Origin of the sequence: Vibrio sp. YT-16 (assembly GCF_033337405.1) — a bacterium.
In the GTDB taxonomy this organism is placed as follows: Bacteria; Pseudomonadota; Gammaproteobacteria; order Enterobacterales; family Vibrionaceae; genus Vibrio; species Vibrio alginolyticus.
The window spans coordinates 49,699-70,413 of record NZ_JAWOQQ010000011.1; the positions used below are offsets into that span (position 1 = coordinate 49,699).

At 45.6% G+C, this 20,715-nt stretch carries 19 protein-coding genes; 5 read left to right on the plus strand and 14 right to left on the minus strand.

What is annotated here, in order from left to right; all coding sequences use genetic code 11:
- Nucleotides 1-9 precede the first annotated feature (9 nt).
- The 5 genes from acnD to R7F07_RS17135 form a co-directional block, all read right to left on the minus strand.
- Nucleotides 10-2,601 (minus strand): Fe/S-dependent 2-methylisocitrate dehydratase AcnD, encoded by a 2,592-nt coding sequence (gene acnD / locus R7F07_RS17115; RefSeq protein WP_136976232.1) that lies wholly within the window; start codon nt 2,599-2,601, stop codon nt 10-12.
- A gap of 156 nt (nt 2,602-2,757) precedes the next feature.
- The gene (gene prpC, locus R7F07_RS17120) at nt 2,758-3,900 is read right to left on the minus strand and encodes a 2-methylcitrate synthase (RefSeq protein ID WP_005377283.1); all 1,143 of its coding nucleotides are present in this window, start codon (nt 3,898-3,900) and stop codon (nt 2,758-2,760) included.
- Nucleotides 3,901-4,031: 131 nt separating this feature from the next.
- Entirely contained in the window at nt 4,032-4,928 is an 897-nt protein-coding gene (prpB, locus tag R7F07_RS17125) for a methylisocitrate lyase (RefSeq protein ID WP_005388185.1), read from the minus strand.
- Nucleotides 4,929-4,940: 12 nt separating this feature from the next.
- Entirely contained in the window at nt 4,941-5,654 is a 714-nt protein-coding gene (locus R7F07_RS17130; protein ID WP_171343284.1) for a GntR family transcriptional regulator, read from the minus strand.
- A gap of 264 nt (nt 5,655-5,918) precedes the next feature.
- Complete coding sequence (locus tag R7F07_RS17135; protein WP_017821694.1) at nt 5,919-6,317, minus strand: GFA family protein; 399 nt, start codon at nt 6,315-6,317, stop codon at nt 5,919-5,921.
- A 266-nt stretch (nt 6,318-6,583) separates the two neighbouring features.
- On the opposite strand from R7F07_RS17135, the gene R7F07_RS17140 reads away from it, so the two are divergent.
- The 5 genes from R7F07_RS17140 to R7F07_RS17160 all read left to right on the plus strand — a co-directional run bounded on the left by R7F07_RS17140 (nt 6,584) and on the right by R7F07_RS17160 (nt 11,480).
- A complete protein-coding gene (locus tag R7F07_RS17140; protein WP_005388181.1) occupies nt 6,584-7,555 on the plus strand; it encodes a tripartite tricarboxylate transporter substrate binding protein in 972 nt (323 codons plus the stop codon).
- Nucleotides 7,556-7,792: 237 nt separating this feature from the next.
- Complete coding sequence (locus R7F07_RS17145; protein ID WP_171343283.1) at nt 7,793-8,287, plus strand: tripartite tricarboxylate transporter TctB family protein; 495 nt, start codon at nt 7,793-7,795, stop codon at nt 8,285-8,287.
- A gap of 19 nt (nt 8,288-8,306) precedes the next feature.
- Nucleotides 8,307-9,833, plus strand: coding sequence for a tripartite tricarboxylate transporter permease (locus R7F07_RS17150; RefSeq protein ID WP_005388177.1), 1,527 nt, complete (start codon nt 8,307-8,309; stop codon nt 9,831-9,833).
- 279 nt (nt 9,834-10,112) lie between these two features.
- Complete coding sequence (locus R7F07_RS17155; protein WP_054728525.1) at nt 10,113-10,628, plus strand: adenylate kinase; 516 nt, start codon at nt 10,113-10,115, stop codon at nt 10,626-10,628.
- Nucleotides 10,629-10,709: 81 nt separating this feature from the next.
- Nucleotides 10,710-11,480, plus strand: a complete 771-nt coding sequence (locus tag R7F07_RS17160; RefSeq protein WP_047102688.1) for a sulfite exporter TauE/SafE family protein — start codon at nt 10,710-10,712, stop codon at nt 11,478-11,480.
- Nucleotides 11,481-11,773: 293 nt separating this feature from the next.
- Here the strand turns inward: R7F07_RS17160 and R7F07_RS17165 are convergent, their stop codons facing one another.
- From R7F07_RS17165 to vscY, 9 genes are all read right to left on the minus strand, one after another.
- Complete coding sequence (locus R7F07_RS17165; RefSeq protein WP_017821698.1) at nt 11,774-12,745, minus strand: TAXI family TRAP transporter solute-binding subunit; 972 nt, start codon at nt 12,743-12,745, stop codon at nt 11,774-11,776.
- A 205-nt stretch (nt 12,746-12,950) separates the two neighbouring features.
- Complete coding sequence (gene vopD / locus R7F07_RS17170; protein WP_171343282.1) at nt 12,951-13,955, minus strand: type III secretion system translocon subunit VopD; 1,005 nt, start codon at nt 13,953-13,955, stop codon at nt 12,951-12,953.
- 10 nt (nt 13,956-13,965) lie between these two features.
- Entirely contained in the window at nt 13,966-15,165 is a 1,200-nt protein-coding gene (gene vopB / locus R7F07_RS17175; RefSeq protein WP_171343281.1) for a type III secretion system translocon subunit VopB, read from the minus strand.
- A 7-nt stretch (nt 15,166-15,172) separates the two neighbouring features.
- Nucleotides 15,173-15,658 carry a SycD/LcrH family type III secretion system chaperone VcrH gene (vcrH, locus tag R7F07_RS17180; RefSeq protein WP_005377258.1) on the minus strand — a complete coding sequence of 162 codons (486 nt, stop codon included), beginning with the start codon at nt 15,656-15,658 and terminating at the stop codon, nt 15,173-15,175.
- Between the two features lie 12 nt (nt 15,659-15,670).
- Nucleotides 15,671-17,494: a virulence-associated V antigen gene (locus tag R7F07_RS17185; protein ID WP_025998613.1), complete on the minus strand. Its 1,824-nt coding sequence runs from the start codon at nt 17,492-17,494 to the stop codon at nt 15,671-15,673.
- Between the two features lie 10 nt (nt 17,495-17,504).
- Nucleotides 17,505-17,789 carry an LcrG family type III secretion system chaperone gene (locus tag R7F07_RS17190; RefSeq protein WP_005377254.1) on the minus strand — a complete coding sequence of 95 codons (285 nt, stop codon included), beginning with the start codon at nt 17,787-17,789 and terminating at the stop codon, nt 17,505-17,507.
- Between the two features lie 60 nt (nt 17,790-17,849).
- Nucleotides 17,850-18,263 (minus strand): LcrR family type III secretion system chaperone, encoded by a 414-nt coding sequence (locus tag R7F07_RS17195; RefSeq protein WP_005377252.1) that lies wholly within the window; start codon nt 18,261-18,263, stop codon nt 17,850-17,852.
- On the minus strand, nt 18,263-20,389 hold the full coding sequence (vcrD, locus tag R7F07_RS17200; protein WP_284694804.1) for a SctV family type III secretion system export apparatus subunit VcrD: 2,127 nt from the start codon (nt 20,387-20,389) through the stop codon (nt 18,263-18,265). Before vcrD ends, R7F07_RS17195 begins: the two co-directional genes overlap by 1 nt.
- Nucleotides 20,373-20,714, minus strand: a complete 342-nt coding sequence (gene vscY / locus R7F07_RS17205; protein ID WP_171343278.1) for a type III secretion system chaperone VscY — start codon at nt 20,712-20,714, stop codon at nt 20,373-20,375. Before vscY ends, vcrD begins: the two co-directional genes overlap by 17 nt.
- Nucleotide 20,715 lies beyond the last annotated feature (1 nt).

Genomic DNA, 20,715 nt, shown 5'->3' on the forward strand with positions numbered 1-20,715 from the left:
ACGCACTCCTTATTGTGCCAAGAAATCTTGCGCGAAACGCTGCAGAACACCGCCCGCGTTGTACACGTGAACTTCGTCAGCGGTATCTAAGCGACAGGTGACCGGAACATCGACTTTCTCACCATTGCTACGTGTAATAACCAAGGCTAAATCTGCACCCGGCTTGATTTCACCAACCACGTCATACAGTTCAGTACCATCCAGTTCTAATGTATTGCGATTAACACCCGGCTTAAATTGCAGTGGTAACACGCCCATGCCAACCAAGTTAGTTCGGTGAATACGCTCAAAGCCTTCTGCAACGATTGCTTCTACACCAGCCAATCGAACGCCTTTTGCTGCCCAGTCACGAGATGAACCCTGACCATAGTCAGCACCTGCAACAACAATCAGTGGTTGCTTGCGGTTCATGTAGGTCTCAATCGCTTCCCACATGCGTACAACCTGACCTTCCGGCTCGATTCGCGCCAGAGAACCCTGAACCACTTCACCGTTCTCTTTCACCATTTCGTTAAATAGTTTCGGGTTAGCAAAGGTCGCGCGTTGCGCCGTTAAGTGGTCACCACGGTGAGTCGCGTAAGAGTTGAAATCTTCTTCTGGCACACCCATTTTCGCTAAGTATTCACCTGCTGCGCTGCTTGCGAGAATCGCGTTGGATGGTGATAAGTGATCAGTGGTGATGTTGTCGCCCAGAATCGCCAATGGACGCATACCAGACAATGTTCTTTCTCCCGCTAGCGCACCTTCCCAGTACGGTGGTCGGCGGATATAGGTACTCATCGGACGCCAGTCGTACAGCGGGTTGGGATTTTGCTCTTGATCATTCAGCTTAAACATCTGAATGTAAACTTGCTTAAACTGCTCTGGTTTAACATGAGTACCGACAACTGCATCGATCTCTTCATCGCTTGGCCACAAATCATTGAGATAAATTGGTTTGCCGTTTTGGTCCGTGCCAAGCGCATCGCGCTCGATATCAAAACGAATGGTACCGGCTAGTGCATAAGCGACAACCAATGGTGGTGAAGCCAAGAAAGCTTGTTTGGCGTACGGATGGATTCGACCATCAAAGTTACGGTTACCAGAAAGCACCGCTGTTGCATATAAATCACGGTCGATGATCTCTTGTTGGATTTTTGGATCCAGCGCACCACTCATACCGTTACAAGTTGTACATGCGTAACCAACAATGCCAAAGCCAAGCTTCTCTAGCTCTGGTAATAAGCCCGCTTCTTCCAGATACAAGCGTGCAACTTTAGAACCCGGAGCAAAAGACGATTTCACCCACGGTTTACGTACAAGACCAAGTTCGTTGGCTTTCTTCGCCACAAGGCCAGCAGCAACCACGTTTCTTGGGTTACTGGTATTCGTACATGAGGTAATAGCAGCGATGATCACTGCACCATCTGGCAACTCGCCTTCTTTCTCTTCCCACGCTCCAGAAATGCCGCGCTGTGCCAACTCAGAAGTTGGTAAACGACGATGAGGGTTTGACGGACCAGCCAAGTTACGGCTAACTGATGATAAATCGAACTCAAGTACGCGCTCGTAAACTGCGCTATCAAGATCGTCTGCCCAAAGACCGGTTTGTTTTGCGTAATTTTCTACTAAAGCAACTTGTTCTTCATCTCGACCAGTTAGTTTCAAGTAATTGATGGTCTGCTCATCAATATAAAACATGCCAGCTGTTGCGCCGTATTCTGGTGTCATGTTTGAAATCGTTGCGCGGTCTCCGATCGTTAGATCACGTGCGCCTTCTCCAAAGAATTCAAGATATGAAGATACCACACGCTCATTACGAAGAAACTCAGTAATCGCGAGGACAATATCCGTTGCGGTAATGCCCGGTTGACGTTTACCCGTCAGTTTGACACCGACAATATCTGGTAGACGCATCATTGATGGTCGGCCAAGCATGACGGTTTCTGCTTCCAGACCACCGACACCTATTGCAATAACACCAAGAGCGTCTACGTGAGGCGTGTGACTGTCCGTACCCACACAGGTGTCAGGGTAGGCAATGCCCTGCTTTGCTTGTACCACAGGAGACATTTTTTCCAAGTTGATTTGGTGCATGATGCCATTCCCAGCTGGAATCACGCTGACGTTTTCAAACGCTGTTTTACACCACTCAATAAAGTGGAATCGGTCTTCATTACGGCGCTCTTCAATCGCGCGGTTTTTGTCGAAGGCATCAGGGTCAAAGCCCGCATGTTCAACCGCTAAAGAGTGGTCAACGATCAATTGTGTCTCAACCACTGGGTTCACTTTTGCAGGATCACCGCCCTGATCTGAAATGGCATCGCGCAGACCCGCTAAATCGACTAGAGCGGTCTGACCAAGAATGTCATGACAAACAACGCGTGCTGGATACCAAGGAAAATCAAGATCGCGTTTGCGTTCGATTAACTGTTTCAGGCTATCTGTCAATGTGTTCGGGTCACAGCGACGGACCAGTTGCTCAGCTAGCACGCGAGAGGTATAAGGGAGTGTTTCATAGGCTCCAGGAGAAATGGCATTGACGGCTTCGCGTGCATCAAAATAATCCAGTTGAGTTCCCGGAAGCGGCTTACGATATTGGGTATTAATATTTGTGTTCATGGTTTGCTTCCATTCAGTCTTTACATCTTGCCTTCATCAAGGTTTTCCATTGCTCCAGAAACACAGTGATGAGAGGTTCTCCTTCCTCTGTTAGAGAGAATGACAAAGGAAGGAGGTGGTCAACCAAAGCATATAATGCCCTCGTTGACCTTCGCGCTAGCGATTCTCGATAGGCACCCATTCTTGATGATCTGGGCCCGTATAATCGGCACTTGGGCGAATAATACGGTTATTGGCACGCTGTTCATAAACGTGTGCAGCCCAGCCCGTTAAACGACTCATCACAAAGATTGGGGTGAATAGTTTGGTTGGAATGTCCATGAAGTGGTAAGCCGATGCATGGAAGAAGTCCGCATTACAGAACAGACCTTTCTCTCGCTTCATCACTGATTCAACACGCTCAGAAACCGCATATAGATGTGTATCACCAACTTGTTTCGATAGCTCTTTGGACCAGCGTTTTATTAAGGCGTTGCGAGGGTCACTTTCACGATAAATCGCATGACCGAAGCCCATGATCTTGTCTTTATTGGCTAGCATTTTCATGATGTTCGCTTCCGCCTCGTCGGGCGTTTGCCAATCTTCAATCATTTCCATCGCCGCTTCGTTCGCACCGCCGTGAAGTGGCCCACGAAGCGTACCGATTGCCGCCGTGATACAAGAATGAATGTCTGACAACGTTGATGCACAAACGCGTGCTGCGAATGTAGAAGCATTAAACTCATGTTCAGCATAAAGAATAAGCGAGCAATGCATCACTTGTTTGTGCAGCGCAGATGGTGCTTTGTCTGTAAGTAATCGCAAGAAGTAACCACCGATGCAATCTTCAGTCTGATCCTCGGTGTTGATACGCACGCCATCATGACTAAAGCGGTACCAGTAACAGATGATGGCAGGGAACAAGGCAAGCATACGTTCGGTTGCTTTCAGTTGCTCCTCGAAGCTCATTTCCTGCTCTAGGTTACCCAATACAGAACAACCCGTGCGCATTACGTCCATTGGGTGTGCGCTTGCAGGAATCAACTCTAAAGCTTGTTTTAGCTCGGCTGGCAAACCTCTAAGGCTGAGTAGATGTGTCTTGTACGCATCAAGTTCTTGTTGATTCGGTAAGTGACCGCGTAACAGAAGGTGAGCAACTTCTTCAAACTGTGCGTTGTTCGCAAGATCAGTAATATCGTATCCACGATAAGTTAGACCAGTTCCCGTTTTTCCGACAGTACATAAAGCTGTGCTTCCTGCGCTTTGACCACGAAGGCCTGCGCCACCTAATTCTGCTTTCTTTTCTGCAGTTTGAGACATTGTTTGAACTCCTTTTCTGTCTGACTTTTCCCTCTCTGGGGTGTTTTTAGCCAAACGAATTTCACGTTATTAGATGAGATAAATTCCGATTATCTTTTTCTTGGGCTTCCGTCTATTTTTGCTTTTCCCCGCTATTTCCCTTCAGAGAATAACTGGTCAAGTTTGTCTTCATAGTCGTGGTAATTCAGGTGCTGATACAACTCTTTACGTGTTTGCATCGAATCAACCAGTGCTTCCTGATTACCCACTTCTAGCAAATGTTTGTAGACCGTTTCAGCAGCTTTGTTCATGGCACGGAACGCACTTAATGGATAAAGCACCATGTCCACTTTTGCTTTCGCTAGCTCATCGCAGCCATAAAGCGGTGTCGCGCCAAACTCTGTAATATTAGCCAGAATAGGAACGTGCTTTCCGGTCGCTTGCTCAAGCGCATTTGAAAACTGAAGGTACTGGTCCAGCTTGTTCATCGCTTCGGGGAAGATCATGTCTGCGCCAGCTTCCACACACGCAATCGCGCGCTCGATTGCGCTGTCCATGCCTTCAACAGCTAACGCGTCAGTACGAGCCATAATCACGAAACTTTCATCATTGCGTGCATCAACCGCGGCTTTTACACGATCAACCATCTCTTGCTGGCTGACTATTGCTTTGTTCGGACGATGACCACAACGTTTCTGTGCGACTTGGTCTTCCATGTGCACCGCTGCCGCGCCTGCTTTTTCCATCGCTTTGATCGTGCGAGCAATGTTAAATGCACCGCCAAAACCCGTGTCGATATCAACCAAAAGAGGCAAATCACATGCGTTAGTGATGCGGTCAACGTCAACCAAAACGTCGTTTAATGTTGTGATACCGAGATCCGGCAATCCGTATGACGCATTTGCGATACCGCCACCAGACAAGTAAATCGCTTGGTGACCCAAGTTTTTTGCCATCATGGCGCAATACGGGTTTATAGTGCCGACAATTTGTAGTGGATTATTTTGTTCAATGGCGAGTCTGAATTTCGCTCCCGGTGTTAAGCTCATGACGAATTCCTTCTAGTCTTTGTCTAAACTTTCTGTATGTATAATTTGAGATTGGATGAGCTTTCGACTTCCTGATATGTGTCTTCTCATCAACATTTCTGCAAGCTCTTCATCGCGATTGCGAATGGCTTCCAAAATGAATTTGTGTTCGGTGAGCGCCTCATTCGGGCGAGATTGCGCACGTGGCGACTGGTAACGATACATCCGTAATAAGTGATAGAGTTCATCACACAGCAGAGATATTAACTTACTGTTTCTGCTCGCTTGGATGATGCGATAGTGAAAATCAAAGTCACCATGTTGATGGAAGTAAGACGCGCCTTCCATTTGGTCTATATGCTTGGAATGTGTCGACAATAGCATTTCCAAGCTTAAGAGCTCTTCTTGCGTAATGTGTCGCGCAGCTAACCTTGCCGCCATGCCTTCCAATGCTTCTCGAACGGCATAAAGTTCTATCAGCTTTTCCGGAGAAAAAGTGGTCACTCTAGCCCCAACATGAGGAATTCGCTCGATGAGCCCTAGCCCCTCTAAGCGCATCAATGCTTCACGCAAAGGCCCACGACTGACTCGATATCTCTTTGCTAGCTCAGGCTCTGATATCTTATGGCCAGGCTTCACGTCGCCATTAACAATGACTTCAATGAGTGTTTCGGTCAGCGTTTCGGATTTGGTGTGTTCTTTCTCAGAACCCAGCACTTTATAACGAGCTTTCAACTCAGAGTTCATATTCAGATACTCTTGTTACCGACATCGAAATGTCTACAATTTCTTAACCTGAATATAAAGTAGTCGATCAAAGTGTCGACAATCAAGTAAATTGTCGACAATTTAGACTAAGGTCGTAATTTAAATGGGCCTAAAATGCCTATTAAGTGCCATTTTTAGCAGAAATAAAGAATGGGGAACTCATATTGTCGACAACTTATAAACCTTTAAGCTTATGATCTAAAAACTAAAAGCTCAGTTGTCGAACAATAATCGGATAAAAAACTATTCTTTAGGTGCAAATTGATCAAATACTTGTTGCGAAGTCATCTTTTGTGAAGCGGAATTGAGGTCATAATAAGCTGGCTTTTCATCGGTAAAAATCTCTAAAGTGAGTTTGAAATCTGGGTTATCGAACAAACCAGCGGAAAGAATGTACTCACCTGTCGGCAACAAATGGTAGAAAAGGTTTGTGCCACACTCACCGCAAAACCCCCTCACAGCCCAGTCTGACGACTGATAACGTTTAGGTTCGCCACCTTTAAACGTCACGTTAGGCCCACAATGCACCGCATGAAGTGCGCCACTCGACCATTTTCGACACATAGAGCAATGGCACAGGCTAACCTCATTTTTAACCTCAGCGATGACTTCAATTGCGCCGCACAAACACGTCCCTTTCATTCTCTTTTCCTCGTTCATTTTCCGTCATTTTATTATGGCCTACCAAAGCGTAAAGCCGCGTGACCTAACACCAACTTCTCGCCGTGAACTTTATGAACAAAATAACCGAAATGCTCAATATTCTCTTTATATCTCTTTTACAGACAGATATTTAACACTTAATTAACCTTTACACCAAGTTCAGCTTTAACGCTTACAAGGCATGACAACTGAGCAAAAACAATAAGGCTCAACTAAATAGAGTCGCTAACATAAGGAACGTGAACATGTTAAAGGTACTCAAACCAACGCTCGCCGCTTCAATCATCGCAGCTTCATTTTCATTCAACGCTCTTGCTGCAGATATTGAAAAAATGCACTTTCTTATCCCTGGAGGTGCCGGTGGCGGTTGGGACATGACCGCCCGAGGTACTGGTGATGTATTAATAAAGTCGGACATCGTCGAAACCGTATCATTTCAAAACCTATCTGGTGGTGGCGGTGGCAAAGCAATCGCACATTTGATTGAAACGGCTGATCGTCAAGAAGATACACTCATGGTGAACTCAACACCGATCGTCGTTCGCTCGCTCAGTGGGATCTTCCCACAATCTTTCCGCGACTTGACTCCTGTTGCCGCAACGGTTGCCGATTATGGCGCCATTGTTACATCAGCCGATTCTCCTTACAGCTCTTGGGAAGATGTCGTTAAAGCTTTTAAAGAAAACCCTCGTAAAGTGAAGGTTGCTGGTGGCTCTGCTCGTGGTTCTATGGATCATTTGGTTATAGCAGCGGCTTTCAAAGGTGAAGGTTTTGATGCGCGCAAAGTTCGTTACATTGCCTATGATGCAGGTGGAAAAGCCATGGCTGCCCTACTTTCAGGCGAAACACAACTGCTCTCTACAGGGTTAGGTGAAGTACTCGAAATGTCTAAGTCTGGGCAAGTGAAAGTGTTAGCGATTACAGCACCAAAACGTTTAGAAGCTGCGCCTAACATTCCAACTCTCACCGAATATGGTAATGAAACTGTCTTTGCTAACTGGCGTGGATTCTTTGCAGCACCAGGCACAAGCCAAGAAAAGCTAGATGAATGGAATGCCGCATTTACTAAAATGTATAACACCGACGAATGGCAAGTCGTTCGAGACCGCAATGGTTGGATCGACAACTATAAAGCGGATAAAGCATTCTTCGCGTTTCTTGAAGATCAAGAGCAACAGATGGGTGACTTAATGCGCGAGTTAGGCTTCCTGAAGTAACAGTCGAATTGGGGTCCCTCAGATACCAACCTCAATGAATAACATAGGTTGGTATTTCCCCATGTATTTGCACTCTAAGTTTCACCGCATATGGACATTGTCGACAATCGGCATGCACACTCCTTTGTTTATATACCCAAAGCGGCTCGACTAGCAGCGAAATGCTTAATTGTTAATGGTTTAGTTTATTCATTGACGTCCATATGCGGTCTTTTTTACTTTTGTTAGGAGTTGAATATGCCTCGTTCAACCAACTTTTTCACCAAAGAGTACTTGCTCTGTCGTGACCGCGTCGGCGCAATGATCTTTCTACTCTTCTGTCTTTGCTACGGTTATCAAACCTCGCAGATTCCATTGTTTCTAGGTGATGAGTATGAACCATTCACCGCACGTACTCTGCCAACCATCCTGACTTACGTTGGTGTCGGCCTTTCTTTGCTACTGCTGGTGACAGGACAACCAGATAAACAAAGTGGCGCAGTGCTGACCTTCAATTGGAAGTTACTGATTGCCTTTTTAATTTTAATGGCGCTCTACGGCGTGGGCCTGACTTATCTAGGTTTTGTGATAGCTACTGGCTTCTTTTTATTGGCTGGCTTTTATCTGCTCGGGGAAAGACGTAAACCCGTTCTGTTTGGCGCCTCGTTTCCATTCGTGATCGCGTTCTACTTATTACTCACTCAAGGTTTGGACATCTATCTCGAACCGGGTTTGATTTTCACCATCTGGTAGTCAAAGAAAGGACTGAATTATGTTAGATGGAATTCTACAAGGTTTATCCACCGCAGTAATGCCAATGAACATTATGATGGTGATCGTTGGTTGCTTCGTCGGTACATTTATCGGCATGTTACCTGGACTTGGGCCGATCTCAGCCATTGCTTTGATGATCCCAATTACTTATGGCCTAGAGCCCTCCTCTGGCCTTATTTTAATGGCGGGTGTTTATTACGGTGCGGTATTTGGTGGTTCTACATCGTCGATTTTAATTAACGCGCCGGGTTGTTCTTCAACCGTGGTCACAGCATTCGACGGCTACCCAATGGCTCAAAAAGGCCAGGCAGGTAAAGCATTAGCTTTGGCAGCTTATTCGTCTTTCACTGGCGGTACGCTATCTGCCATTATGTTGCTTGTTGCCGCACCAGCATTGGCTAGCGTCTCCCTTAGCTTCCAATCGTCGGACTATTTTGCGTTGATGCTACTTGGGTTATCAGCAGTCGCGGCTTTTGCGGGGAAAGGTCAGGTAATCAAAGCGTGGATGATGACCATTCTTGGTTTGATGCTATCTACAGTTGGAATCGATAAAGGCGTAGGCGTTGAACGCTTTACCTTCGGTTTAACGGATTTAATGGATGGCTTTAGCTTCTTGTTGCTTGCAATGGCGACATTCGCACTGGGTGAGACACTGATGGGCATCCTTAAACCATCAAAAGACACCAGCGATGAAGAACAAGAAAAGCTGAGCAACATTGGCTCAATGAAAGTGACCAAGGAAGAAATCAAAGATGTTGCGCCTGTTTCAATTCGCTCTTCAATATTAGGTTTCTTCACTGGCGTTCTTCCTGGCGCAGGGGCAACCATTGCTGCTTTTTTAAGCTATGGTATGGAGCGCAACCTCGCACCTAAAGAGAAAAAGGATGAGTTCGGTAAAGGCAGTATCCGTGGTTTGGTTGCGCCAGAGTCTGCGAACAATGCAGCATCTAGTGGTTCATTTGTACCGCTATTAACGCTTGGTATTCCGGGCTCTGGTACAACAGCAATAATGCTCGGTGCGCTGATCGCTTATGGTATTCAACCTGGCCCTCGCCTATTTGTTGAACACCCAGATGTGTTCTGGTCAGTGATCATTTCCATGTACTTCGGCAACATCGTACTTGTGATCCTGAACTTACCATTGATTCCGTACATTTCAAAGCTTTTGGCGGTTCCAAGAACGGTGCTTCTACCGATGATTTTATTCTTCTCAATCACCGGGGTTTATTTGGTCTCTTTTAACACTATGGATGTGTTCGTGATGCTGATTGTGGCTATGGCTGCCATTGCACTTCGGCTCGCTAACTTCCCGCTCGCACCTTTATTGCTGGGCTTCATCCTTGGAGGATTAATGGAAGAGAACTTACGCCGCGCATTAATGATTTCAGATGGAGAACTGAGTTTCCTATGGGAGCGTCCTATTACCCTTACCTTTACTGTTTTAGCTGTATTGGTATTGGCAAGTCCACTAATCGTAAAGCTGATTCAAAAGTTTAAAGCACAGCCAGTCAGCGTTGAGCAGTAATCGCTTTCTCTTTCAACCTAGATAAAGCCATCCATCGTGATGGCTTTATCTTCCGCCCTCCAAATCGTTCGCTTATTGTGCAGATGGTATTGACAAATCACTGTCGTTATATGAAGGTGATTGTATGAACACACACTTAGCGCAACTTAACCAACGAATTATCATCATTCCATAGGAATGGTGGGATTTTTTGATGCGCTCAGTATTTATCGAACCCACCCATAGCGGTGGGTTTTCTGTCTCTACCGTATGGGAAAAGCTCTCTTGGAGGCGGTCACAATGCAAAAAATAGCAGTTTTTGGTAAACCCGGCAGTGGAAAATCGACGGTAAGTAAAGCAATCGCGTCTGCTACCGGTCTTCCTCTTCATCAATTAGATTCAATAGTCTATAAACCAAACGGTGATCCCGTCGAGCGTAACGTTTTTGATGAAGCCCATAGCAATATACTAAGCTCAGATCGTTGGATTATAGATGGCCTTGGACCGATCAGCTCTTTCAACGCTCGTTTAGATGCAGCCGATACTCTCATTTATATTGATCTACCATACTCCGTAAGCTATTGGTTTGTGACGAAACGTCTCCTTAAAGGACTATTCATAAAACCTGAAGGTTGGCCTGATGGTAGTTCGGTACTGAAAGGAACGTTACAAAGCTACAAAGTTCTTCAGCAATGCCCCGCATTCTGGAATGATGACTTTATGTATCGCCTCGAAGGGTACTCTCAAAGTAAAGCCGTTCATGTCATCAAAAACGTTACAGAACTGAACAATTTTGTTTTAGAGCGGGTAAAGTAAACCTCATATCAGAACATTAGAGCATGTAGGTTAGATCATCTGAAGCTCTAACAATGAAAAAGAACATAACAAGGATTGTTTATGCTTTTAGAACTCTCACTTTTATTCATTGCTGGCGTAATTGGTGGGATCATTAACTCCATAGCGGGAGGCGGAAGCTTTATTACTTTTCCGGCTCTATTGGCAGTTGGTGTTCCTCCTATTATGGCTAACGCAACAAACACATATGCTTCATGTGCGGGTTACATTAGTGGAGCCGTCGGGTTCAGAGAAGAGATCATGAAGAACAAGCATGAACTGCTGTTCACAGTCTCATTCAGTTTAGTCGGCGGCGCTGTCGGAGCATATCTGTTGCTCAACACGCCAGAATCGCTATTTATGGAAGCCATCCCTTGGTTACTCTTATTTGCCACCGTGCTTTTTCTCACCGGTTCTCGTTTAACAATGCTAATCAAAACTGTCGCGAAAGAGCACAAACATGCTGGCATACTCGGAGCAATCGCGTTGGGTTTACTACTTGTTGGTGTCTCTGCTTACGGTGGTTTTTTCAACGCAGGTTTAGGGGTTATTGTTCTGAGTTATCTGGTAGTAGCTGGTCACCAAGACATTAATTTAATGAACGGTTTGAAATTGCTCGTATCTACGTGTGTTTCACTCATTGCTATCGTGATTTTTGTTGCCAATGGCTCCATTGATTGGCACACAGGTAGTGTTGTTTTGGTCGGTACGTTGGTAGGTGGGTATCTTGCAGCTCGTGTATCTCGTCAACTGAATCCCAATCATGTTAAAGGGTTTGTTGCTCTTTCTTCTATTCTCATCACTATCTACTTTTTCATTGATGTTTATGTTTAAGCAAAACTTGTACAAGTGGATAACACTCCTACAAAAACACCAGCGCGAAAGATTAATGCAGATAGCTTAACGATTTTTTGTGTCACTCCAGCGAGGTTAGGAATCTAATAGCACTACACTGAGCGGCTAATGAAACCATTTTGATCACAAAGTGCTCGGATAGAAGATCCTGTATCACGCTCCTTCGTCGCTGTACAGGATGACGAGAAATAGAAATATGCCACTCGCGGTTAAACGAGTGGCATTGATCGAGAAAGATGGCGTTTTACATCAATAATAAGAGAAAGTAACGCTTACTTAATCAGCCCTACTTCTTTGTAGTATTTGAGCGCACCTGGGTGAAGAGGCGCAGATAAACCGTCTTTTACCATTTCCTCTTTCTTCAAGTTTGCAAACGCTGGGTGGAGACGGCGGAAATCATCGAAGTTTTCAAATACCGCTTTAACCACGTTATAAACCACATCTTCTGGTACCGCAGTAGAAGAAACAAACGTCGCGCCCACACCAAAGGTTTGAACATCACTATCTGTGCCACGATACATACCACCTGGGACATTTGCGACACGATAGAAGCTGTTGTTTGCAACCAGTTTTTCTACATTAGGTCCAGCTACCGTTACGATATTACTATCACACGACGTAGTGGCTTCTTTAATCGCTCCACTTGGGTGACCAACGGTATAAATCATCGCATCAATTTTGTTATCACAAAGTGCTTTTGATTGCTCTGCTGCTTTTAACTCAGAGACAAGCTTAAAGTCGTCGTTACTCCAACCATACTGGTTCATTAGTACTTCCATAGTACCTCGCTGACCAGAACCAGGATTACCAATGTTAACGCGCTTACCTTTCAAATCATCAAAAGTTTTGATGTTCGCGTCTTTACGTGCAACGACAGTAAACGGTTCTGGATGAACGGAGAATACGGCGCGTAGCTCTTTAAAAGGCCCGCTTTCTTCAAACTTACTGGTTCCTTTGTAAGCATGATACTGCCAGTCTGATTGCGCGATACCGAGGTCCAATTCACCAGCACGAATAGTGTTGATGTTATAAATCGATCCCCCAGTACTTTCTACCGAACAACGGATACCGTGATCTTCTCGCGATTTGTTAACCAAGCGACAAATAGCGCCACCAGTCGGATAATAAACCCCTGTTACGCCACCGGTACCAATCGTGACAAACGTTTCCTCCGCAGACGCAGAAAAGCCTGTTGTGAGTGCCGCCAAAGAAGCCGCAAGTGCGATTTGCTTAAACTTAAACATTGAACATCCCTTTTACTTGTGTTGATGACCGTTTAAGTATAGCAACCGTTAACAATTTGATAACGTTTGAGTTCTCATCCTTAGAGGTTGATTTATAGATATATACTTTTTTATCAACTTAACCTGCTGATAAATAGTGTTTATACTTTAACCCCATAAAAAAAGCGTTGTATAAACAACGCTTTGTAGTTAGTGAAACGGATGGTTACACCGTTGGGACTGATGCTCGCCACGCTTGGTTCTGGCTATCTGAGATAGATCGGAACAAGTCACGTAGCTCTTTCAATAAGCCTTCTTGGAAACCAATGTTTTCATCGGCTTTCTGTTTGGCTGCTTGTGCGCGAGTCGCTTGTACTTCATCATCTTTGCTGCGCGCTTGCGCTTTGGTTTGCTCTACATTCGATGCTGAGTTTGCCATCTGGCCCAAAGCTTGAAGAATCGCGTTCTTTGCTTGGTTTGAGCTCATCAACTTATCGAACTTACGGCCACCACTTGTCAGCTGCGCTGTCGTGTCTGCGATATTGTCTTTCGCTAGTGAGTGCGCACGCTTAACCTGATCTTGCTGAGTTTTAGACAAGCTATTGTTATTTAATAACTCTTCTGCTTGATCTAAGCCAGCTTTTTGCGTTTTCAGTACATTATTGCTCGCCATTTCATTCTTGATTTCTTTCCCTGCTTTGAAAGAACCAAGGGCACCAATAATTGCGGTAGCACCCGCTAATACACCCGAAACGACTGCCATCGCGATCATTGCGCTTGCCGAGTTGTTGAGTTCTGCCGCTTGGCTTTCTAAACTCGCGACGTTTGCTTCAACAGCAATTTCACGTTGTAGCACTTGCTGCTCACGGCTCAGCTTTGATACTTGATACAACAATGTTAATAGCGTCAACGATTGTGATACCGCATCTGATGGTGACTTGATCACCTCCTCACCGTTAAGTGCTTTCATCGTTGTGCTCATTAATGAGCTCACCGTCGGCGCAAGAGCACTCATTAAGTTTGCAACAACTTGAGCTTGATTACTCACTGTAGGAGCTTTAGGTGTCTCTAACTGGTAGCGTGCTGCACCAGAAACACCTGACTCACTTTGGCTTTTAACGGCGCCCGCTTCAAGCTTTGTTTCCGGCGCTTTTTCTGCTTTGTTGGTTTTAATGGTGTCGCCTAAACCGTATAGTTCACCACGACCCGTTCCGCCTACTTTATCTAGCATAATAAACTCCTTATACCGTTGCAGGACGGCTTAACACCGTTTGCATAGTTTCACTTTTCGCTTGAATCATTTGCATGATGAGGCTCATCAGCTCTTGGAAGTCTTCCATCAACTTACCAATCTCTTCTTTGAGCTTATCAATGACAGCCTGGCTTAACGTCATTTTGGCTCGAAGGTCTGTGATATCAGCCTGAATCTCTGTCACGTGAGCATTGTTAGCAGCGTGAACACTGTCCGTTGCGCCTTTACCCACGTTGACGGCAAGATCGACGGTTTCTGCGCCATAACGAATCGCTTTCGCTGTTGTTGTCGCAGCTTTTGTGCCCATATCCGCCACTTTCGCCATGTTTGCAGCGGCTTTAGTAGCGATTTCCGTGACCTTTTGAGCTACCTTACCAGCACCTTTCGCTGCAAGTTTCGCGATACCGCCAGCTGCTGCACCACCAAACGTCACAACAGCTCCGATAACCGCGACGGCGATTTCTAATGCCATTACGACTTTGTTTAGCACATCGACATTTACGCCCGCTTCTTTTAGCGCATCTTGAACGGCTGGCTCTTGCAACGCCATGCTCACTGCTCCCATGACGCCACCAGCGATCATAAGTGCACCGGCTGCTGCACCAACACCCGTTGCCACCATTACGGCACCAACAACAATAGAAACCACCGCACTGATCCAACCAAAGATCTTCGCTGCTAAGCCTGATTTTTGGGCTTCTTTTGCAGCGGCTTCCGATTCTTTGATTTTGTCTTGGTTTTCCACCATCTCTTTTTCGTGCTTAGCTTTTGCGACCTTCACTTCCTGAATTTTCAGCTCGTTTTGAGCACTTTTCAGTTTATCCGTGATAGCAGCAAGCTCTACTTCAAAATCATCAGCAGATCCTGCGATGATTTTGACGGCAATCGAACCTGTTTGGTCTGCAACTGCATGGAGAGATTTTGCAATGGTATCGACGATCTTTTGCAGCTGTGCCATGGCTTTTAGCGTCAAATCATTCACTTTGTCACTAACAGCTGCGTTAGGTGCATCTAACTGAACTTTTACTTTTCCGATGTTCAGTACATCTGCATCTTTACTCTTCACGTTTTCTACCGTCACAGAAGGCGTCGCTGTAGACGCCGTTTTCTGCACGTTATCTAACGTGGCTTGGCCAGATTCAGGGCTATAAACCTGTGTCTGGATGCGGTCAAGTGCAATAGAACTCATAGTCTAATTACTCCTTTTTATTTCTCACCGCTTCTAACATGATGCCTGCACGCTCATGCAAATCTGCATATTGTGATTTTCCGGCAGACATCTCCTTCGCGCTGTAAAACCCACTCTCTGCTTCTGTCAGTTGTTCCAGTTTCAGGTGACATTCAGCAGAGTGAAAAGGTGGGCGTGGATCATTTACGTCCACTAGCGCTGCGTAGCTGTAGGCGTCTATTGCCTGCAGATACTCACCCAACTCCTGACGAGCCGCGCCAAGGCCAATGAAAAATCGCGCCTGATAATGATCAAGCATGCTGAGTAATTGAAATACTTTCGCTGCTTGCTCAATCTTTCCCGATTGGAAAAAGTTGTAACCTACGGCATAAATGTGTTCGATGGTGTCCTGAGACACATCGTGCAACATTTTTAGCGTGCCTCCCTCTTCCAGAAAAGACAGCAGCTCTTCTGCTTGCATTTGGGATGGATCGGTCGCGTTTGTTTTAGTCATGGTTGGTTATCCTTAAATGGCTCGTAGGATTTCTTGTAAAATACTGTGGTACTTCTGAACAAACTTGTTCATCGCTTCAACGGTCGAGTTGTATTGAGAACTGGTGTCGTTCAGCTCAGTGGTTTTGATTTGCACTTCATCGTTAAGCAACTTGGATTTAGCACTGACAGAACTAGAAAAATTAGACAGTTTTTTCGACTTCTCTTCGTCTTGGTACGACGCACCATCACCGATAGTAATACCTTGTGTTTGAAGGAAGTCTCGATGGTTTGTTATCTTATTATCCGTCAAATACTTGTACTCAGGTGAAGCTTCAAAATCCGTTTGATTACTGTAGTTAAAGTCACTCGCTTTGAAGTTACTTTCTGGATATCCCGGTTTATAAACCCCATCAACACTTTGCGTAGAGTGAATTTTTGATTGCACAACACCAAAAACTTTAAGCTGTATTGTGAGATCCTCTAATGCCTCTTTCTGGTCATTACGTTTCTCTAAACGGTTAACACGACGCTCATTTAGCGCAAGCAGCACTTGCTCATCAAAACGGTCTCCAATGCTGGACTCAACAACGGCCAACAAATCACGAGCCGTTAGAGAGTGCTCTGCTCTCACCTCGCGATCCGCTTTCTCTTTATCGGTGATATTGAGTAGACGCCCTTTCAATGCTCCTAAGTTCTTGCGCAATGCCTCGTATCGCTCAGTAAATGAAGCCCCGGTAGATTCACCTTTTACTATTTTTTCAAACTGTAATCGGATATCTCGTTCGGTGTTTTCTTTGATCAAATTAACTTGAGCTGCCGTTATTTGTGTCTTTTGGACATCGGCTATCGCGCTGTCCTGGTAAAAGTCGTCGATTTCTATATTTGTTAAACTCACCGCGAAGTTGGCGAACAAGCTAGAAAGGGTCAAAGGCTCAGTTCCACCAATAACAGTGTTAAGTGCTGCTTTTAGATTGTTCGTTCCAGTCGCCTCACCATAAGCTGCACTATATTGGCCTTTCACTTGAGCGGCCATTTCATCTAACGCTTCTTTAAGCTGCTGTTTAGAAATACCAGGAGTCCAGGTAATTCTGCTAGCTAGCGCACTTGCGTCATCGGTGCTTAAAGTAATACCAATGCCTTGAAAACTACTTTTTAATTGAGCTGAGACTTGAAGGGCGAAACTCTCTTTAGTCAACAGAAAATCCGAGCTCTTCAGTTGCGCGAGATTAACGGAACCTAAGCTACTAAACGCATTGCGAAGAAAAGAAATAGAAGCATCTCTCACTTCACGGGAGCCCATTTGATTAGCAAGCTCTGCAACAAAAAGAGAAATTTCTTTGGTGGCGTTAGCCAGACCTGTCTCGGAGAGGTTGGCGATCTGCTCCGCTTGGTTACTCTGAGTGCCCAGATTAAATTGACTAACAAACTCAGTAGATAACGAGCTATCTACGTTTTCCGTCAGTAACTTACTAAACCAAGCCTGAAACTGATTTGATAGCGTTTGGTTTGTTTGAGCATTAAACTCGGCTGCGGTTAATTCACCATCTGAGTTAGCACTTTGTAGCGACTTTAGCCAAACAGATGCGGTGTCGGTCAATGATATACCAGCAAACGCGTTATTTTTCGCTTTTAGGTTTTCAAGCGTATCAACATAAAGCGCGATGCTTTGTGATTCCGTTTGTCCCGAGATAGTTGGCAATGAAGAGATTATCGAGGCAAGTTGCTGAGTCTCTGCTTCACCCAGTACAGGGGTAAATGCCTCTATCAAGTTTTGTTGGAAAGTGGGTAATGGTGCACTACTCGCAGCTGTGTCTGTTGCTCCTGTCGTAGAGCCAGTCGTTTTCATATTCGTCATTTCCAAACCTCTAAATCATCATGCCGCGCATCACTGTGGGACGCTTTCTGCGTTTACCTGACGTACCTTGTAGCTGAGTTTGTTGTTGCCGGCGGCGCTGGACTTCGTCTATTAGCTCTTGCTCTGCACGTTTCATGGTATCTACTGGCGCTTTTATGCCGCCAAGTAATACATCCCCCGCAACAGGACCAACACCTAAGCCTTCCAATAGCTCGTTAAAAATATCGGTTCTGTCTTCAGCTTTTCTAATGGCAAGCTCAGCGTTCTCAATCGCATCGGTAAACGGTTGCTTCATCTTGATTCCTATCTTAAAGCGGGTCATCTCATCGGTGCTGTCAGTAACAGTCGTGAGTTTTTACTTTTTCAACTTTTTCAAAGGTCTATAATCTGCTAGGCGTAAACAGTACCAGTCTTCTAGCTCATCATGGCTTGCACCGCATGCTTTTAGATAGAACTGTGCCAATCGCTGGCTGCTCATGTTGCTACCACGTAACACATCGACGTTGCCGCGAATGACCCAATCGGAGGGATAAAGTTGAATGGCATGTTCAGCCAAGAGAAATAAGCCGGCAAAGGGGTTACTCAACCCCAATTTTGGACGAACGCGTTTCAGAAGAACGATGATGATTTCACCGTCCTCCACCCGAAAAACGAGCTCTAAGCCTTCAACTTCAATTCGATAACCAAGTTGAATTTCACTTTGTTGCCAAAAGTATGGCGTCACTTCGATCCCCGCTTGCGCCAGCGAGAGTATTAGTTTTGTTTTCATTACATCCCCACCCTTCCAAGTGGCTGAATATTGATTTGCTGGGTTAGTTCTTGAAATGACAAAACGGGCAGATCGTAGTATTCCGATTCAATAAGCTTTCGCACATATCGGCGTACATCCATAGACACAACTAGCACAGGTTTATTCGGCATGCGGCTTAAGTCACCAATGGTCTGTTTCACATCACTGACAAATTGTTGCGTTATTGACGGATCTAACGCCAAGTAACTCCCTGCTGAGGTTTGACGAATACCGCTGCGTATCGTGTCTTCGAGATTTTGATCCAATAAGTAAGCGGGCAACATGTTTTGTCCGCTCGCGTATTTGTAGCAAATGTAACGTTTTAAGCTAGAACGAATGTACTCCGTCAGCTGTACAACATCTTTCTCTTTTTGGCCCCACTCAACCATCGCTTCCAAGATCACGCGAAGGTTTCGGATAGAAATGTCTTCAGAAACCAAGCGTTGCAAGATTTCCGTCATTTTTTGCAACGGAACAATACGCTGGGCCTCTTTGACTAGCTCCGAATAACTGCCTTCCATCTGCTCCAACAGATAACGCGTCTCCTGAATACCAATAAAGTCTTGTGCGTACTCCTTGAGAACATGAGACAAGTGGTACGTTAAAATCCTGTCGGGTGTGAGAAAACCGACATGACTGGCTACGAGTTTTTGCTCATAACTCTGTGCCACCCAAATGCTAGAAATACCGGGTAGAAAATCTTCATCTTGCTCATAAGGCACGCCTAATAAGTCGATCTGCTCATTCCCTTCTGTCACCAAGAGTTGGTCTTTTACAATTCGTCCTCGTGCAACCGGAACTTCTTGTAACTGAATTAAATATTCGCCATTTTGCATCCCCTCGTTAAAACGCAGGTGGATACCCGGGAAAGGCACGCCGAGGTCGAGATATAGTGCGCGCCTCACCCTTGCTAGCTCTTCATTTAATGCGACCGCTTCCAAGCTTTCCTGAAGGCTCGCGTCAAGATCAATCAACAGCGGGACCGTCATGGCGAACTCTTCTTGCTCACCTAACTTACCTTTACTGTTTCTAGAAGGCGTAGGTTTGCTTGGCTTCGCTGCTGGCGAACCGGCCCCTTGCGAAACAAAGCTTGATAAGTCGGTGCTATCTGATTCCGCTTGTTTTTTCTGTTGATAGAAAAGGAAGAAACCACCACCACCAACCACGGCGGCCAAGACCAAAAAAGTGATTTTTGGAAACCCAGGGATGAGTGCGAACAGCACCAAAAGCACACCACCAATAAGAAGCGCACGTGGCTGAGCAATGACCTGCCCACCAATGTCCGACCCAAGATCAGAAGAATCTTCATGAGAAACACGCGTCACGATAATACCGGCGGTAATCGCGATAAAGAGTGCCGGGATCTGCGACACCAAACCATCACCAACGGTCAAAATCGCAAATAACTCAAGTGCTTCAGAAGCACTCATGCCTTTTTGCGTTACCCCGATCGTGACGCCACCTAAGATGTTGACCACAATGATGACCAGACCCGCAATAGAGTCGCCTTTAACGAACTTCATCGCGCCATCCATCGAGCCATACATTTGGCTTTCTTTTTCAATCAGTGATCGTCGGTGCCTAGCTTCGTGTACGTCAATTACTCCAGCACGCATGTCACCGTCAATACTCATCTGCTTACCAGGCATCGCATCGAGTGAGAAGCGCGCACTAACTTCTGCTACCCTTTCTGAGCCTTTGGTGATCACCATAAACTGAACAATGGTAATGATCAGGAACACAACAATACCGACCACTAAGTTACCGCCCACAACGAAGTTACCGAATGTATAAACGATTTGACCAGCATCGCCTTGTAGCAAGATCAAGCGGGTTGTCGTGATAGATAAAGACAGACGAAACAATGTCGTGATCAATAGCACCGCAGGAAATGCAGAGAACTCAAGTGGCGTGGTGATGTAAATCGCTAACATAAGCAGCACCACCGCAATGCTCATGTTGGTGCCAATCAGCACATCCACCAGTGCGGTAGGAAGTGGCAATATCATCATAAAGACGATCGCGAGTAACATCACCGCAAGCATGATGTCTTTGCGTTGCCCTACTTTGTTTAGAATATCGATCAACTTATTCATGTGATTCACTATTTAAAGATTGCAGATAGCGTCGGTGCGCTTGGCGTGCCCCATCGACGTCATTTTGTTTCCAACGCGCTTGGCTTAAACAAAACCAGAGTCCTGCCGAGTCAGGATGAAGGTCGGATTTTAATAGGTGCTCACACACCTCAATCGCCCGGGTATATCGACCACTTTGTAAACACGCCACAGCAAGTGTTTGCATCGCCTCTTTGTGCTGCGGTTCTACTTCTAGAACCGCATCGAGAATAGAAATGGCATGCTCTGGCTTTTGGTATTGAACTTGTAGCGCAGCGTGAACAAGTAAGAGTTCAATGTCTTTGGATCTCAACATG